We start from the raw sequence: 15,026 nt of genomic DNA on the forward strand, positions 1-15,026 counted from the left end.
CTGCGTCGCCTGAACTACCGCGCGCTTACAAGCAAAAGCAGAAGCAGAAGCAGAATAAGCAGATACAGAAACAGCGTTACTGCGCGAACGCGCGCCCTAACCCACCGGGTACACCACTGCTGTCAGTTTCCTGCCAAGGCCCATTCGGGCTCAACGACCAGCTCCAGCCGTTATCAAACCGATAGTAGGTACGCTGCCGGTAGAAGGTATTGGGCTGCTTCTCCAACACATATACACCCAGCTTGGGATCCCAGTGACTTGCCCCGCCAGGCGGTGGCGCAAAGCTGGCCGAGGTGCGCGGCATGGGCTTGGGTATCGCCGCCGGCTTGCTCGGCGAAGTGGCAGGCTGCCTGCCCGGCAAGGGCTTGACCACCGGCCCCGAAGGCGGCACACGCTCGATCGGTGGCGCGGGCTGCTCGTACGGCTCATGCACCGTACACGCAGACAAACCCAGGGCCAAGGTAATCAGGGTCAGGCGGACGGTGCTGTGCATGGCATTGCTCTCTTACTGGTCTGGAGTGTCGATGGTCAGGCGCTGGGTAGCCTGGGTGGCGCTAGACAACGGCGCCCCCTGGCCAATCCACTCACCCTGGGTAGGCTGACCCGCGCGTGAAACACGTGCAACCAGTTGGACTTCGGCATACTGCGACAGTTTCATCTGCGGCATCATCGCATCAGCATCAGACAACTCCACCTCGATCGGCAACTGCGCCACGGTCACCCGCTTGGCCGCCAGCGGCATCGGCGGGCCATTGCTGGCGCGAGCGAAGATAAACACCGTGTCGTCCGGCTGGACCTTGTCCTTCAAGGCAGCCGCCAGTTCCACCCGCACTTTCAGGCGAGCCGCCACAGGTGCAGGCTCGGTAGCCTGCACTGGCGCGCCACCCAGGCGCTCGGCGGCACGGTCGATCCCCCCCTGCAACGCCGCTCGCGATGCATCACCTTCTGGCAACTGCGCCAGCAAGCGCTTCCAGTAGTCGATGGCTTCCTGATAGCGCTCGCCTTCAAACGCGGCAATACCGCGCAGGCCCAGGCTGGTCACCTCGTTGGGGTCCGCCTTCAGCGCTTCGTCAGTCAGCGCCTGCAATTGCGGGCTCCACTGCTTGTTGGCGGCAAAGTACTGGGCCTGGGCCCACTGCCCCAGCAGCTCGGGCTGGCGGCCAGCCAGGGCCACGGCCCGTTCGAACGTACGCGCGGCGTCGGCCGGGCGCTGCTCGGCCATGTAGGCCCGGCCAAGGAAATACATGGCCTCGGCCGAATCCGGCTGGGCCTGCACCACGCGTTCAAGGCGCGTGGTCATTTCTTCCATCGACTTGGGAGCCTCGGCAAACTCCTGGGTCAGCGCCACCTTGTCGGCCGCCCCAAAATGCAGGTACAGCCCCAGCGCCATCAGCGGTACCAGTACCGCAGCCAGCAGCGGCAGGGCCTTGCCCAAATGCCCCTGGCGCGGGGCCTCGGCGCCTTCGGTATCGGCCAGCAGCTCGCGGGCAGCCTCGTCCCGGCCCTTGGCCATCTGCGCCTCATCGAGCACACCGGCGGCTTGTTGGGCCGCCAGCTCGGCGACACGTTCCTGGTAAAGGGCCACGTTCAAGGCCGTGCGGTCTTCTTCCTGCTGGCGACGGCGGCCACGCAGGATCGGGAGCAGCAAAAAGCTGAGGGCAGCGAGCAGCAGAAGGCCCGCGCTAAGCCAGAATTCAATCATGGGTCTGTTCTTTTTCCAGCAGTTTGGCGAGACGCTCGCGTTCTTCGGCAGACAACTCATCGGCGCCCTGCACGGCCGTAGCACGGCGCCGGCGTACGATCACCGCCAGCACCACGAAGCCACCGGCCAGCAAGATCCCCGGGCCAAACCACAGCAGCCAGGTACGCCCGCTGAGCGCCGGCTTGTAGCGCACGAAGTCGCCATAGCGGTCGACCATGAAGTCGATGATCTGCTGGTTGCTCTGGCCTTCGCCAAGCATGCGGAAGATTTCTCGGCGCAGGTCGGCAGCAATCGGCGCGTTGGAGTCGGCAATATCCTGGTTCTGGCACTTGGGGCAGCGCAGTTCCTTGGTCAACTGTTGGTAACGCTCGCGCTCTGCCTCGTCGCGAAACTGGTAGGTGTCGATAGCCGCCTTGGCCACACCGGCCAGGCTCATGCCCAGCACCGCAGCTGCCAGCCAACGCCTCATGGCTTGGCCTCATCAATCAGGCCCTGGTACAACGGCGCCAGCTGTTCACGCCAGACCGTGGCATCGACGATGCCGACGTGCTTGTAGCGGATGATGCCCTTGGCATCGATCAGGAAGGTTTCCGGCGCCCCATACACCCCAAGGTCCAGGCCCAGGCTGCCCTGTTCGTCACGAATATCCAGCTGATAGGGGTTGTGGAACTCGGCCAACCACTTCTGCGCGGCGGCGTTGTCATCCTTGTAGTTGACCCCATGGATCACCACCCCCTGCTGTGCCAGCTGGTTCAGGTACGGGTGCTCGACCTTGCACGACGGGCACCAGGTGGCCCACACGTTGACCAGTGCCGGGCGCCCCTGCAAGTCGGCCTGAGTCAGGGTGCGGTCCCCCTGTGTCGACGCCAGGGAAAACACCGGGAACGGTTTGCCGATCATTGCCGAAGGCAGCTCGTCGGGCTTGAGGAAAAGCCCCTTGTAGAGGAAGACCGCCACCAGCAGGAACACTGCAAGGGGCACTACCATGATCCAACGCTTCATGCAGCTGCTCCAGACACGCCCAGGACATCACGCACCCGGGTCTTGACCTTGACGCGGTAGCGCCGGTCGAGGGCCGCCAGCAACCCGCCCAGGCCGGTCAGCAGACCGCCCAGCCAGATCCAGCGGACGTAAGGCTTAATATGTACGCGCACAGCCCAGGCGCCATTCTCCAGTGGCTCGCCAAGCGCGACGTACAGGTCGCGGGTAAAGCCGGCGTCGATGCCCGCTTCGGTCATCATCGACTGTTGCACGGTGTACAGGCGCTTCTCCGGGTACAGTGTGGTCACTTCACGGCCATCGCGGCTGACCACGATGGTGCCCTTGTCAGAGATGAAGTTCGGCCCCTCGAAGTGCTTGGCGCCCTGGAACAGGAAGTGATAGCCACCCAGCTCCACGCTTTCGCCCGGCGCCATGCGCAGGTCGCGCTCGGCGCTGTTGTTGCTGGACAGCACCACGCCCAGCGCACACACCGCCAGGCCCAGGTGCGCCAGTTGCATGCCCCAGTAGCTGCGGCCCAGGCCCGGCAGGCCTTTGACCAGGCCCTTGTGGCGGGTCTTGTCGAAAATGTCACGCAGCCCGCCAAGCACTACCCAGGCGGCCAGGGCGAAGGCCGTCAGCGTCGGCCAGTCGAAGTCGTCGACGATAAAGCCGGCAACCGGGGCAAGGATGGCACTGCCGATCAATACCGGGGTCATCATGCTGACCAGCCATTTGCCCGGGGTGTCCTTCCAGCGCACCACCACGCCCACGCTCAGCACCACCATCAGCAGCGCCATCAGTGGCAGGAACAAGGCGTCGAAATAGGGCGGGCCGACCGACAGCTTGGCCCCGGTCAGGGCATCGAGCACCAATGGGTACAGGGTACCGAGCAGAATCATCGACGCCGCGACCACCAGCACCAGGTTGTTGGCCAGCAGCAGCGTTTCACGCGACCACAGGGCGAAACCGACCTGGCTCTTGACCACCGGTGCGCGCAGGGCGAACAGGGTGAGCGACCCGCCGACCACGAACAGCAGGAAAAACAGGATGAAAATACCCCGCGACGGGTCGGCGGCAAACGCGTGCACCGAGGTCAGCACCCCGGAACGCACCAGGAAGGTACCCAGCAGGCTCAGCGAGAATGCGGCAATTGCCAGCAGCACCGTCCAGCTCTTGAATACCCCGCGTTTCTCGGTCACCGCCAGCGAGTGGATCAGTGCGGTGCCCACCAGCCAAGGCATGAACGAGGCGTTTTCCACCGGGTCCCAGAACCACCAGCCACCCCAGCCCAGTTCGTAGTAGGCCCACCACGACCCCAAGGTGATGCCAACACCCAGGAAAGCCCAGGCGACGATGGTCCACGGCCGCGACCAGCGCGCCCAGGCAGCGTCCAGCCGGCCGCCGAGCAAGGCGGCAATGGCGAACGCGAAGGCCACCGAGAAGCCCACATAGCCCATGTAGAGCATGGGTGGGTGAACGATCAGGCCAAAGTCCTGCAGCAGCGGGTTGAGGTCACGGCCATCGGTCGGCACCTGCGGCAGCAGGCGCTGGAACGGGTTGGAAGTAATGATCAGGAAGCTCAGGAAGCCCACGCTGATCATGCCCATTACCGCCAGCACGCGGGCCAGCATCACCTGCGGCAACTGCCGGGAGAACACCGACACGGCAAAGGTCCAGCCGCCGAGGATCAGCGCCCAAAGCAGCAACGAACCCTCATGGGCGCCCCACACCGCACTGAACTTGTAGTACCAGGGCAAGGCGCTGTTGGAGTTGCTGGCCACATAGGCGACCGAGAAATTGTCTGTCATGAAGGCATGGGTCAGGCAGGCAAAGGCAAACGCCAGGAAGGCGAACTGCCCCCACGCTGCCGGCCGCGCCAGGCTCATCCACAGGCTGTCGCCACGCCACGCGCCAAGCAACGGCACACTGGCCTGCACGACGGCAAAGCAGATGGCCAGAATCATCGCCAACTGGCCCAGTTCGGGGACTACCAGTGCTGCGTTCATGGCTTCGTCTCCCCGCCGGCAGCGGCCTGGCCGCTTTCCTTCAGGGCCTTGGTGACTTCGGGCGGCATGTATTTCTCGTCGTGCTTGGCCAGCACTTCATCGGCTACCACCACACCGTCGGCATTGAGCTTGCCAAGGGCGACGATGCCCTGCCCTTCGCGGAACAGGTCGGGGAGGATGCCGCGGTAGGTGATGGGTACCGACTTGTTAAAGTCGGTTACCACGAAACGCACGTCCAGCGAGTCGGCCGAACGCTGCACCGAGCCTTTCTCCACCATGCCGCCGGCGCGGATGCGCGTGTCCAGCGGGGCTTCGCCGTTGGCGATCTGGGTCGGTGTATAGAACAGGTTGATGTTCTGCTGCAATGCGCTCAAGGCAAAGCCGACGGCAACCCCGACGCCGACCAGCAGGCCGACGATGAGCAACAGGCGTTTCTTGCGCTGCGGATTCACTGGTTGTTCTCCCGGCGCAAACGGCGCGCCTCTTCTTGCAAATAGCGACGACGGGCCAGCAGTGGCGCACCGACATTCAGCGCCAGCACCGCCAGGCAGATGCCATAGGCCGACCACACGTACAGGCCATGGTGGCCCATGGCGAGAAAGTCACCGAAGGTGGCAAAGCTCATTGTGCGGCCCTCCGTCCCAGGCTGTTCAATACTTCGTCCCTGACCCAACTGGCGCGTGCTTCGCGCTTGAGCACTTCAAGGCGCATACGCAGCAGCAGTACGGTGCCGAAGAAACAGTAGAAACCCAGCGCCGTGCACAACAGCGGCAGCCACATTTCGGCCGGCATCGCCGGCTTTTCGGTAAGGGTGAAGGTGGCGCCTTGGTGCAGGGTGTTCCACCACTCCACTGAATACTTGATGATCGGGATATTCACCACACCGACAATCGCAAGCACCGCACAGGCCTTGGCTGCACTGTCACGATTACTGATCGCCTGGCCCAGCGCAATAATGCCGAAGTACAGGAACAGCAGGATGAGCATGGACGTAAGGCGGGCATCCCACACCCACCAGCTGCCCCAGGTCGGCTTGCCCCAGATGGCGCCGGTAACCAGGGCCACGGCGGTCATCCAGGCGCCAATGGGCGCGGCACATTGCAGGGCGACGTCGGCCAGTTTCATCTTCCACACCAGCCCCACCACCCCGGCCACCGCCAGTAGCACATAGCAGGACTGCGCCAGCATCGCCGCCGGCACGTGGATATAGATGATGCGGAAGCTGTTGCCTTGCTGGTAGTCCTGGGGGGCGAAGGCCAGGCCCCAGGTGATGCCGACCAGCAGCAGGAGCACGGCAGCACCGGCCAGCCACGGCAGCATGCGGCCGCTGAAGGCATAGAACCATTTCGGGGAGCCCAGCTTGTGGAACCACGTCCAGCTTATTTTCATCAGGGTACATCCAGGGTATTTGCCGGGCTTGAGAGCCCGGGACTCGTTATTCGCCGACGCTGATCTTCAGGCCGGCCGCTATCGCAAAGGGTGCCAGGGTAACGGCCAGGGCCGTCAGGCTGGCGAGCCAGAGCAGATGGCCGGTTGCCGGCATATTTTGCAACGCCGCTTGCAACGCACCACTGCCCAGGATCAATACAGGGATATACAACGGCAGAATCAGCAACGCCAGTAACAAACCTCCGCGTTTAAGGCCGACTGTCAGTGCCGCACCTACCGCGCCCAGCAAGCTCAATACCGGCGTACCCAGCAGCAGCGAACCGAGGAGCACCGGCAGGCAATGGCTTGGCAGCCCCAGCATCAGTGCCAGCAGTGGCGCCAACAATACCAGCGCCAGCCCGGAAAAGATCCAGTGCGCCAGCACCTTGGCCAGCACCAGCAACGCCAGTGGGTGCGGCGACAGCACCCATTGCTCCAGCGAGCCGTCTTCGAAATCGCTGCGGAACAGGCCGTCCAGCGACAACAACACGGCCAGCAACGCCGCCACCCAGACCAGGCCCGGCGACAAGGTTTGCAACAATTGGCTTTCCGGGCCGACCGCCAGCGGGAACATGGCCACGACAATGGCGAAGAACACCAACGGGTTGGCCAGTTCGGCCGGGCGACGGAACAGCAGGCGCGCTTCGCGGCGCAGCAGCAAAATGAATACGCTCATGCAGCCCATTGCCCCAGGTTCAGTTCTCGGTAACCGGAGGGCTTGCGTTCCAGTGTGTGGTGAGTCGTCAGCACCACCGTGCCGCCCCGCTCGCAGTGGGCTGCCAGGTGCGCTTCAAGCTGCGCCACGCCTTGCTTGTCGAGCGCGGTGAACGGCTCGTCGAGAATCCATAGCGGCGGGCAAGCCAGGTGCAGCCGGGCCAGCGCCACGCGGCGCTGCTGGCCGGCCGACAGGGTATGGCAGGGGACGTCTTCGAAACCGCGCAGGCCGACAGCCTCCAGCGCCGCCCAGATCGCCTCGCGGCTGGCCGGCTGGTGCAAGGCGCACAGCCAGGTGAGATTCTCCTCGGCGGTGAGCAAGTCCTTGATGCCAGCGGCGTGGCCAATCCACAGCAGGGCGCTGGCCAGGGCATGACGCTGTTCTGCCAGTGGCTTGCCACCCAGCAGAATCTGCCCGGCCGTCGGCTGCATCAGCCCGGCCAGCAAGCGCAACAGGCTGGTCTTGCCGCTGCCGTTGGGGCCACTGATCTGCAGCATGTCACCGGCGCCCAGCTCGAAATCGAGCTGTTCGAACAACAGGCGCCAGTCGCGCTCGCAGGCCAGGCCCGCGGCTTGGAGGTGAAGGGTCACGGTTTCGCCTTATCTTCAGTAGGGCTTTGAAGCAGCCAACACCACTCCAGAACCCTTGTGTCTCAAGTCGCCCCTCGCGCTGCCGTTATACTGGCAACCACGGGCGCTCGGCATTATTACACGCGCCGCCGCGCTGCCAAGAGGCCGGGCTCGACAGGTTGTATACAATCATGACTGAAATCAATAGTCTCGGCGCACAAACCGCGATCAACAGCCAAGCCATGAAGGCGGGCACGAGCGGCGAACTGCTGCGCCTTATCCAGGCACAGCCCGGGTTGCTGGCCCCCGGCGAAACCGCGCAAGCCGAGGTTTTATCGTTGCGCCAGGCGGGCCAGGACTTTCAGCTGGTGCTAAGGCTGATGCAGGCCAACGGCGTGCAGACCCAACTACAGGCCAACGCCAGCCAGCCGCTGCCCCAAGGCAGCCAGATCACCGTCAGCCAGACCGAAAGCAATCGCCTGGCGATCATGTTGCAACAGGCCAGCGCCAGCCAGGTCGCCACCCTCACCCAGCTGGACACCAGCAAGGTGCCGGTCGGCACCTTGCTGCAAGGCAAGGTCCTGACCAACCAGCCGCTGGCCCAGGCACCCGGCCAACCGGCCGTGTACCGGGCGCTGGTCAGCTTGCTCAACAGCACTCAGGCCGGAGCCACGCTGAGCATCGACAGCCCGCGCCCGCTGGCCATTGGCAGCCTGCTCAGCGCCCTGGTGCAGGGTGATCAGTCATTGCGCTTCGTGCCGCTCAGCGGCAGGCAGGACCAACTCAGCATTGCCCAACAGCTGCTGACACAGCAAAACCGTCAAGCCTCGCTGCCCGGCCTGCTCAACGCCCTGCAACAGCTCACCCGCGACCCAGGCGCCGATGGCGAGCTGCGCGCCAGCGCCGAACGCCTGCTGGCCGGCCTGCCGGACGCCCGACAACTGGGCGACGCCAAGGCAGTGGCCCAGGCCTTGAACAACAGCGGCAGCTTTCTCGAAGCGAAGCTGCTGAGTGGGTCCACCGCCAGCGTCGACACCGACCTCAAAGCGCATTTACTGCGGCTGATGGCCCAGGCCCCTGCCCTCCCGGCAGGGGCCACCACTCTGAGCCCCGCCAACCTGGCCCTGACCATGCCGATACTGGCGCGCAGTGCACTGGGCATGCTCGAGCGGGTCAGCCCCAAACCGCAGCCGGGCGCGTTCCCATTACCGTCGCGCCTGCTCAAGGCCCTGGAAGAGGAAGGCGACCTGCAACAGCTGCTGCGCCTGGCTGCCGCTGCTGTTTCACGTTTGCAGAGCCACGCCATGAGCAGCCTGCAACAAACCGGCACGCTGGAAAACGGCAACCTGCAGACCACCTGGCAAACCGAAGTGCCGATCCGCCACGGCCAGGACTTCATCCCGCTGCAAGTCAAACTGCAGCGCGAAGAAACCCCACAACAACAGGCCGACCGCCAACATGAAGCCCAAAACCCTCGGCAAGCCCTGTGGCGCATCGAGCTGGCCTTCGACTTGTCCCCGCTCGGCCCCCTGCAAGTGCAGGCGCAACTGAGCGAGGGCCGCCTGAGCGGGCAGCTATGGGCGGAGCGCGAGCAGACCGCGCGGTTGATCGACGCCCAGCTTGGCGCGCTGCGCGCGCGCCTGGTGGCCCGGGGCCTGGAAGTCGGCGACCTGGCGTGCCACCCGGGCATCCCGCCGCAGGGGCCGCGCACACGGATGGAACAACGCTGGGTGGACGAAACCGCATGAACGATACGACACCACGCCAAGCCATAGCGCTGAACTACGACGGCCATCAGGCACCGACCCTCACCGCCAAGGGCGACGAGGACCTGGCCGAGGCCATCCTTGCGCTCGCCCGCGAACACGAAGTGCCGATCTACGAAAACGCCGAGCTGGTGCGCCTGCTGGCGCGGCTGGAGCTGGGCGATCAAATACCCGAAGCGCTGTACCTGACCATTGCCGAAATCATCGCCTTCGCCTGGCAACTGCGCGGCAAGGTACCCGCCGGCTTCGATGATCCGCGCCCGACAGAACGCGATATCACCCCACCATTGCCCCCGCTGCCCGGCACTGGCCAGTAACTATCTACCACCCCCTCCCCCTCAATGCGCCCAACCTTGTCGGCTTCCCACGTACAAGGTGACCGTCATGATCGACAGCAGAATCAACGCCAAAGGCGTGCAGTTCGTAGTAGACCATCTGGCCAACATCCCACGCCCGGACCGCGAAGCCCATCGCTTGATCCGGCAGTGGCTTGCCGGGCAAGGTGTGCATATCGACCCCGATCGCGTCGATGTGGTCACCCTGCACTACCGGCCGGATGACCAAGGGTATGTGGCAGCGGTCCAGCAGACCCAGAGCATGACCCAGGCGCTGCTGGGCAACTGGCAAGGGGAGTCCGATAACAACCTCATCGGCGCACTGTTCGCCAACCCTTGGGCAGGCACCTTCCCCCAAGGGCCGTTGAAGCTGGTCGATCGCCTGCCAACGCTGGGCTACGGCCATCAGGGCGCCGCCTTCGAGGTGTATAACGGCCTGTTCCAGCGATCGTCTCCCGCCCGTTACGATGCCTCGACCCACATTCAGGTTCCGGCTGAAGCCTTCCAGCGGTTCATCGAAGCGCTGGACTTTCACCAGCCGTTCAAAGCCATGCTCGACGCTTACTGGCAGGAGCATCAGGACACTCACCGCCTGGCCAGCAAGCTCAATTTCATCGCCGCCTGCAACGCCCAGGTCAGCCAGGGGCGCCTGAGCAATGCTGCCAGGGAACTGGCATGGCAAGCCGCCGGCATGATGCCGCAGCGCTTCAAGATACGGGTCAGCACGCTGAGCATCTATGGCTATGCGGCCACAGACCTGCTGTACATCAATGCCCCGCACAGCGATCTGACCCTGCTGTACATGCCAGGTAACAGCTCGCCCTTGCTCGAATTCGCAAGCGAGAACCTGCTCAAGGACTGGGTGGGCGATCAGTGCAAGGACCCCGCTCGACGCGAAGCGCTAAAGCAACACTTCAGGCTCGCCGACCGCCCCCAGGGCCTCGATTTCAGTGGCCTGGACACCGCGCTCGAGGGCCTTGGCGACTATCCGGACCGGCACCGGTTGCCAACTGAACACGGTTATTTCAACGATGATGGCGTCTGGCCCCCCAGAACCTACGTGAACTACAAACCTGGCAAATACAACCCCAAACTGACCGGGGATATGTTCGCAGCCCTGACCGAGCGCCAGCGCCAGCGCAGCTACGACGATGCCGATTTTGTCATTACCACCGACAGCCAGGTTACCAAAGCCAAATGGCGTGGCTACCTCGCCAACACGCTCAACCTGCTAGCGCCACTGTGCCTGGTGGTGCCGGGGCTGGCGCCACTGCTGGCGCTCGGTGGCATTGCCCAGTTGGGCCTGGGCCTGGATCAGGTGATCAACGGCCACAGCCTGAAAGCCAAACAGGACGGGGTGGGCGACATCGCCTGGGGGCTGTTCAACGCCGTACCGCTGGCAACGGAGGGCACAGCAGGCATCAAGGCCCTGTTCGAGTTCAAAAGCGATGGTTTTGTCATGCCGCGCGAGGTCAACGAGCAGCTCGGCTATCCGTTGAGCCCGACCAGCCCACCGCGGCTTCCAGAGCCAGAAGGCGCGGAGTACTTCCACAACCACGAGCCCATTGCACCCCTTGATGACGGCGACCCGGAGGTTGCCGGCGCGGTGATACGGTTGCCCCACTACGATGGCGAACTGGACGACCTGGAATGCAGCATCGAAACCTACAACGCGCGGGTGGTCTATGACATGGAGCGGAATGCGTTCATCCTCAAGGACGACGTCAACGAGGTCGATCCGCAAGCCTACGTGGCAGTCCCCGGCAGCCGTGACCTGGTGGCGCTCGACATGCCTCGGCCGGTAACCGACGCCATGCGCACGCGCACTTTGCGCGCCTTGGGTGTCGACCTGCCCCTGCCGGTGCAAATACCGACTCGGGCGCCGGACAGCGCACCTATCCCAAAACTCATATCCAGCCTCTGGGTCGGCAACAACGTCCTTGGCGAGCCATTGCTGGCCAACCTTGCCGCCAACGCCGCGCGCCTGAGCGACAGTGAATACAGCATGCGCCTGTTTCTGTCGAAGGCTTCGCCTACCGCCTACGAACAGAACGCAAGGCTATTGGCAGCCCGGGCGCCAGGGCTTCAGGTATTGCCGCTTGAAGAGCAAGGTTTCTTCCGGGCCTTCCGCCAGAGCCGCTATTACGCACAGTACGATGCAGCACTGGATGGCAACGGTGGCATCGCCACCAATTACGCGTCGGCGACGGATGTGCTGCGCTACCGAATGCTGCACCATGAGGGTGGGCTGTACATGGACGTAGACGATTTCCTGCTGCCGGACGGCAAGGGCGAAACGATCGACCAGGTCGAGCTGCACACCCCGCCCGATGGGCTGCTGCTGCCACCGCCGATGTGCAACGAAAAAATGAGCATGAATTGCCTGTACAACACCAGCCTCATAGGTAGCCACCCAGGCAACCCGGTGCTGGATGCGATCTCGGATGAAATGCTCGCACGCTACCAGATCCATGCAAACTTTTACGACAGCCGACCGAGCCTGGAACAGGACCCTGGCAATTTCTACCGCTATGCCAACAAGCTCAGCTACCTCACCGGCCCGGCGCTGCTCACCGAGATGGTCGATCGCCATCTACCCGGCCTGCGGACCCTGCGCCAGATCATCAACTTGCACATCATGCCACGCGTCAACACCTACCCATTCATCGACGCCTCACAGGCCAATGCTGCCCTGAAGCAATTGCTGCCCCTGAACCGTTTTGCCGGCGTCGGCGGCAATCACTCCTGGGTTCGCAACTGAAATGCATGGGGAACTGAACGGGCCTGGCGGCGCCCTTCAGATCGAGCGACGCATGGGCGCCGCTCGATGTCCCAGGTGACGAGCCTGCTAACGAGGCTACCTGCCAGCCCCCGTCAAGGAGCCCGGTGCACCTTGCTCATCAACTCCGCCTCGGCCTGGGTCAGGCCGCAGCTCTGGGTCAACTCATCGACACTCGCCCCCATCCCCACCAGCTTGGCCGCCTGGCTAAAGGTAACGTTGCTGGGGTCGCGCTGCTCGAGGCGCTCCAGCCGGTCTGGCAGCGTAGCCACCGTCGCACGCAGCTCATGGATGGCCTCACCCATGCGCACAGTGCCGTTCTGGTAGTCATCCAGACGCTTGGCCAAGTCCTTGATGCGCTGGTCACGCAGCGCATCGCCCTCGGCCTGCTGCGCAGCCAGCTCGCGCTGGCGCTTGCTGTAGTTGAGGAAAAACCACAGGCTCAGCGCCCAGGCCAGCGCCAGGAAGATGACAGCAACCTCTAGAATCAACTCAGATGTTCTCCAGCTCGGACCACTCTTCCTCGGTCATCATCTTGTCCAGTTCGACCAGGATCAGCAGTTCGCCATTCTTGTTGCACACGCCCTGAATGAACTTGGCCGACTCTTCGTTACCCACGTTCGGCGCGGTCTCGATTTCGGACTGGCGCAGGTAAACCACTTCGGCCACGCTGTCGACCAGAATGCCGACCACTTGCTTGTCGGCTTCGATGATGACGATACGGGTGTTGTCGGTCACTTCGGTCGGCATCAGGCCAAAACGCTGACGCGTGTCGATCACCGTCACCACGTTACCGCGCAAGTTGATGATGCCCAGCACGTAGCTCGGCGCACCCGGCACCGGGGCAATCTCGGTGTAGCGCAGGACTTCCTGCACCTGCATCACATTGATGCCGTAGGACTCGTTGTCCAGACGGAAGGTAACCCACTGCAGGATCGGATCTTCGGAACCTTGTGCAGACGACTTTTTCATTCCCCTACCCTCAAAATCCGCCGTTGGCGGTATGTTCTGTGTCATTTCTGTTTGGCGTGCATCTGCTTGACCGCACCGCTGGCGATCAGCTCGGCCAGTGCGGCGACGTCGAGCAGTGCGCACATGTGTTCGATTACGGTGCCGGCCAGCCACGGGCGCTGGCCACGCTGGCTGCGCCACTTGATCTCCGACGGGTCCAGGCGCAGCGAGCGGCTGACCTGATGCACCGCCAGCCCCCATTCGTAGCCCTGCACCGAAATCACGTATTGCAGGCCCTGGCGAAAATCATCGCGGTAGCGGTCGGGCATTACCCAACGCGCAGTGTCCAGCACCTTCAGGTTGCCGGCCTGGCAGGTCAGGATGCCGAGGAACCAGTCGGGCTGGCCGAACAGTGGCGTCAGCTCCTGGCCAGCCAGGGTGTAGATCGAGCCCAGGCACACCAACGGCACCGCCAGGGTCAGGCCGGCAACGTCGAACAGCAGGCATTCGAACGGCTCGGCCGCCCACACCGGACGACCGTCGACAGTGGCCGGGGGTACGGGCAGGTTGGGTGCCGGCAGATGCACATCGACCAGCGGCACAGCCGGTTCCACGGTTTGTTCTTCGACCAGTACCGGGATGCTGGCTTCGGCCACGACCTCCTGCTCGACCACCGTCACCACCGGGGCTTCCACTGGCATCACGCTGGTCAGCACCGCCAGACGGGGTTCGGCGAACGGCCGCGGGGCAAAGCTGGCGGCGGCTTCGGCGGGCTCAGGCCGGGCTGGCTGCCGGGCATCGCGTGCCTGCTCCTCGCGCACCGCCTCGGCGAACTCATCCGCCACTGCCGGCTGCTCGCTCAGGTCTTCGGCCTCGGTGGCCTCCTGCAGCAGGCCGTCCAGGTACGATTGCAGGGCCATCTGGGGCCGGGTGCTGGTTTGCCGGGTTTGAGTCATCAGGCCACCTGCACTGCGGTCTTGTAGGTGAGCAGGTGCTTGAGCAGCGCCCGGTAGGCGATCAACCCACGGCTCTTGCTGTCGAACTGCGAAGGCGTGACGCCCTTGCGACTGGCATCACGCAGGCGCGTATCCACCGGGATGTAGCCCTGCCACACATGCTGCCCGTAGGTGTCACGCAGCAACTTGAGGGTGCCCAGCGACGCCTGGGTACGACGGTCGAACAGGGTCGGTACGATCTGGTACGGCAGCGCCTGCTTGCGCGAACGGTTGACCATGGCCAAGGTGCCGACCATGCGCTCCAGGCCCTTCACGGCGAGGAACTCGGTTTGCACCGGGATCACAAGCTGCTGGCTGGCGGCCAGGGCATTGACCATCAGCACACCCAGCAAGGGTGGGCTGTCGATCAGGGCATAGTCGAAATCCTGCCACAGCTGCGCCAGACTCTTGGCGATTACCAGGCCCAGGCCATTCTGCCCTGGCGACTGGCGCTCCAGCACCGCCAGGGCGGTACTCGACGGCAGCAGCGAAATGCGCTCATCGCTGGTGGGCAGCAGCAGTTGCCCGGGCAAGCCTTCGGGCACCGTGCCCTTGTGCAGGAACAGGTCGTAGCAGCTGTGCTCCAGGGCGTCCGGGTTGTGCCCGAAGTAGCTGGTCATCGAGCCGTGCGGGTCGAGGTCGACGACAACCACGCGCTTGCCGGCCTCGGCCAGCAGGCCGGCCAGGGCAATGGTAGTGGTGGTCTTGCCGACACCACCTTTTTGATTGGCTACTGCCCAGACTCTCATCAAGCAAACTCTATCTATTGATTTGGCAGGGACACTGCCTTGCTCAAAAT

At 63.9% G+C, this 15,026-nt stretch carries 17 protein-coding genes; 3 read left to right on the forward strand and 14 right to left on the reverse strand.

From position 1 onward, the window contains the following. Positions 1 to 76: 76 nt before the first annotated feature. From BJQ17_RS22765 to ccmA, 10 genes are read right to left on the reverse strand one after another with little or no spacing between them, the layout of a single operon-like run. Positions 77 to 493 carry a hypothetical protein gene (locus tag BJQ17_RS22765; RefSeq protein WP_003254373.1) on the reverse strand — a complete coding sequence of 139 codons (417 nt, stop codon included), beginning with the start codon at positions 491 to 493 and terminating at the stop codon, positions 77 to 79. Between the two features lie 12 nt (positions 494 to 505). Beyond that, a complete protein-coding gene (gene ccmI, locus BJQ17_RS22770; protein WP_003254375.1) occupies positions 506 to 1,702 on the reverse strand; it encodes a c-type cytochrome biogenesis protein CcmI in 1,197 nt (398 codons plus the stop codon). Beyond that, positions 1,695 to 2,171 carry a cytochrome c-type biogenesis protein gene (locus tag BJQ17_RS22775; protein WP_003254376.1) on the reverse strand — a complete coding sequence of 159 codons (477 nt, stop codon included), beginning with the start codon at positions 2,169 to 2,171 and terminating at the stop codon, positions 1,695 to 1,697. The genes ccmI and BJQ17_RS22775 overlap by 8 nt, the downstream gene beginning before the upstream one ends. Then, positions 2,168 to 2,704: a DsbE family thiol:disulfide interchange protein gene (locus BJQ17_RS22780; protein ID WP_003254377.1), complete on the reverse strand. Its 537-nt coding sequence runs from the start codon at positions 2,702 to 2,704 to the stop codon at positions 2,168 to 2,170. Before BJQ17_RS22780 ends, BJQ17_RS22775 begins: the two co-directional genes overlap by 4 nt. Next, the gene (locus tag BJQ17_RS22785) at positions 2,701 to 4,689 is read right to left on the reverse strand and encodes a heme lyase CcmF/NrfE family subunit (RefSeq protein WP_003254378.1); all 1,989 of its coding nucleotides are present in this window, start codon (positions 4,687 to 4,689) and stop codon (positions 2,701 to 2,703) included. Before BJQ17_RS22785 ends, BJQ17_RS22780 begins: the two co-directional genes overlap by 4 nt. Then, on the reverse strand, positions 4,686 to 5,141 hold the full coding sequence (gene ccmE / locus BJQ17_RS22790; protein ID WP_003254379.1) for a cytochrome c maturation protein CcmE: 456 nt from the start codon (positions 5,139 to 5,141) through the stop codon (positions 4,686 to 4,688). Before ccmE ends, BJQ17_RS22785 begins: the two co-directional genes overlap by 4 nt. Then, positions 5,138 to 5,314 (reverse strand): heme exporter protein CcmD, encoded by a 177-nt coding sequence (gene ccmD, locus BJQ17_RS22795; protein ID WP_003254380.1) that lies wholly within the window; start codon positions 5,312 to 5,314, stop codon positions 5,138 to 5,140. Before ccmD ends, ccmE begins: the two co-directional genes overlap by 4 nt. Next, positions 5,311 to 6,078: a heme ABC transporter permease gene (locus BJQ17_RS22800; RefSeq protein ID WP_070096685.1), complete on the reverse strand. Its 768-nt coding sequence runs from the start codon at positions 6,076 to 6,078 to the stop codon at positions 5,311 to 5,313. Before BJQ17_RS22800 ends, ccmD begins: the two co-directional genes overlap by 4 nt. 46 nt (positions 6,079 to 6,124) lie before the next feature. Next, positions 6,125 to 6,793 (reverse strand): heme exporter protein CcmB, encoded by a 669-nt coding sequence (ccmB, locus tag BJQ17_RS22805; RefSeq protein ID WP_012051653.1) that lies wholly within the window; start codon positions 6,791 to 6,793, stop codon positions 6,125 to 6,127. Then, the gene (gene ccmA, locus BJQ17_RS22810; protein ID WP_004577457.1) at positions 6,790 to 7,422 is read right to left on the reverse strand and encodes a cytochrome c biogenesis heme-transporting ATPase CcmA; all 633 of its coding nucleotides are present in this window, start codon (positions 7,420 to 7,422) and stop codon (positions 6,790 to 6,792) included. Before ccmA ends, ccmB begins: the two co-directional genes overlap by 4 nt. Positions 7,423 to 7,592: 170 nt before the next feature. Between ccmA and BJQ17_RS22815 the strand changes: the two genes are divergently transcribed. The 3 genes from BJQ17_RS22815 (at position 7,593) to BJQ17_RS22825 (ending at position 12,263) form a co-directional block, all read left to right on the forward strand. After that, on the forward strand, positions 7,593 to 9,149 hold the full coding sequence (locus BJQ17_RS22815; RefSeq protein WP_070096686.1) for a flagellar hook-length control protein FliK: 1,557 nt from the start codon (positions 7,593 to 7,595) through the stop codon (positions 9,147 to 9,149). Continuing rightward, positions 9,146 to 9,484, forward strand: a complete 339-nt coding sequence (locus BJQ17_RS22820; RefSeq protein WP_004577455.1) for an EscU/YscU/HrcU family type III secretion system export apparatus switch protein — start codon at positions 9,146 to 9,148, stop codon at positions 9,482 to 9,484. Before BJQ17_RS22815 ends, BJQ17_RS22820 begins: the two co-directional genes overlap by 4 nt. A gap of 67 nt (positions 9,485 to 9,551) precedes the next feature. Then, entirely contained in the window at positions 9,552 to 12,263 is a 2,712-nt protein-coding gene (locus BJQ17_RS22825) for a dermonecrotic toxin domain-containing protein (protein ID WP_070096687.1), read from the forward strand. 113 nt (positions 12,264 to 12,376) lie between these two features. On the opposite strand, the gene BJQ17_RS22830 is transcribed toward BJQ17_RS22825, so the two are convergent. Genes BJQ17_RS22830 through BJQ17_RS22845 form a run of 4 tightly spaced genes read right to left on the reverse strand, consistent with a single transcriptional unit; the run spans position 12,377 to position 14,976 of the window. Then, positions 12,377 to 12,772, reverse strand: a complete 396-nt coding sequence (locus BJQ17_RS22830; protein ID WP_003254391.1) for a DUF2802 domain-containing protein — start codon at positions 12,770 to 12,772, stop codon at positions 12,377 to 12,379. 1 nt (position 12,773) lies between these two features. Next, the gene (locus BJQ17_RS22835) at positions 12,774 to 13,253 is read right to left on the reverse strand and encodes a chemotaxis protein CheW (RefSeq protein WP_003254393.1); all 480 of its coding nucleotides are present in this window, start codon (positions 13,251 to 13,253) and stop codon (positions 12,774 to 12,776) included. Between the two features lie 41 nt (positions 13,254 to 13,294). Further along, entirely contained in the window at positions 13,295 to 14,188 is an 894-nt protein-coding gene (locus BJQ17_RS22840) for a CheW domain-containing protein (RefSeq protein ID WP_003254394.1), read from the reverse strand. Next, positions 14,188 to 14,976, reverse strand: a complete 789-nt coding sequence (locus BJQ17_RS22845) for a ParA family protein (RefSeq protein WP_003254396.1) — start codon at positions 14,974 to 14,976, stop codon at positions 14,188 to 14,190. Before BJQ17_RS22845 ends, BJQ17_RS22840 begins: the two co-directional genes overlap by 1 nt. Between the last annotated feature and the right edge of the window lie 50 nt (positions 14,977 to 15,026).

This window comes from Pseudomonas sp. NBRC 111139 (assembly GCF_001753955.1).
GTDB lineage: Bacteria > Pseudomonadota > Gammaproteobacteria > Pseudomonadales > Pseudomonadaceae > Aquipseudomonas > Aquipseudomonas alloputida.

Excerpts from the sequence above, each read along its gene's own strand:
- BJQ17_RS22765 (WP_003254373.1), bottom strand. The coding sequence starts at position 493 with ATGCACAGCACCGTCCGCCTGACCCTGATTACCTTGGCCCTGGGTTTG.
- ccmI (WP_003254375.1), bottom strand. The coding sequence starts at position 1,702 with ATGATTGAATTCTGGCTTAGCGCGGGCCTTCTGCTGCTCGCTGCCCTC.
- BJQ17_RS22775 (WP_003254376.1), bottom strand. The coding sequence starts at position 2,171 with ATGAGGCGTTGGCTGGCAGCTGCGGTGCTGGGCATGAGCCTGGCCGGT.
- BJQ17_RS22780 (WP_003254377.1), bottom strand. The coding sequence starts at position 2,704 with ATGAAGCGTTGGATCATGGTAGTGCCCCTTGCAGTGTTCCTGCTGGTG.
- BJQ17_RS22785 (WP_003254378.1), bottom strand. The coding sequence starts at position 4,689 with ATGAACGCAGCACTGGTAGTCCCCGAACTGGGCCAGTTGGCGATGATT.
- ccmD (WP_003254380.1), bottom strand. The coding sequence starts at position 5,314 with ATGAGCTTTGCCACCTTCGGTGACTTTCTCGCCATGGGCCACCATGGC.
- BJQ17_RS22800 (WP_070096685.1), bottom strand. The coding sequence starts at position 6,078 with ATGAAAATAAGCTGGACGTGGTTCCACAAGCTGGGCTCCCCGAAATGG.
- ccmB (WP_012051653.1), bottom strand. The coding sequence starts at position 6,793 with ATGAGCGTATTCATTTTGCTGCTGCGCCGCGAAGCGCGCCTGCTGTTC.
- BJQ17_RS22815 (WP_070096686.1), top strand. The coding sequence starts at position 7,593 with ATGACTGAAATCAATAGTCTCGGCGCACAAACCGCGATCAACAGCCAA.
- BJQ17_RS22820 (WP_004577455.1), top strand. The coding sequence starts at position 9,146 with ATGAACGATACGACACCACGCCAAGCCATAGCGCTGAACTACGACGGC.
- BJQ17_RS22825 (WP_070096687.1), top strand. The coding sequence starts at position 9,552 with ATGATCGACAGCAGAATCAACGCCAAAGGCGTGCAGTTCGTAGTAGAC.
- BJQ17_RS22835 (WP_003254393.1), bottom strand. The coding sequence starts at position 13,253 with ATGAAAAAGTCGTCTGCACAAGGTTCCGAAGATCCGATCCTGCAGTGG.
- BJQ17_RS22840 (WP_003254394.1), bottom strand. The coding sequence starts at position 14,188 with ATGACTCAAACCCGGCAAACCAGCACCCGGCCCCAGATGGCCCTGCAA.
- BJQ17_RS22845 (WP_003254396.1), bottom strand. The coding sequence starts at position 14,976 with ATGAGAGTCTGGGCAGTAGCCAATCAAAAAGGTGGTGTCGGCAAGACC.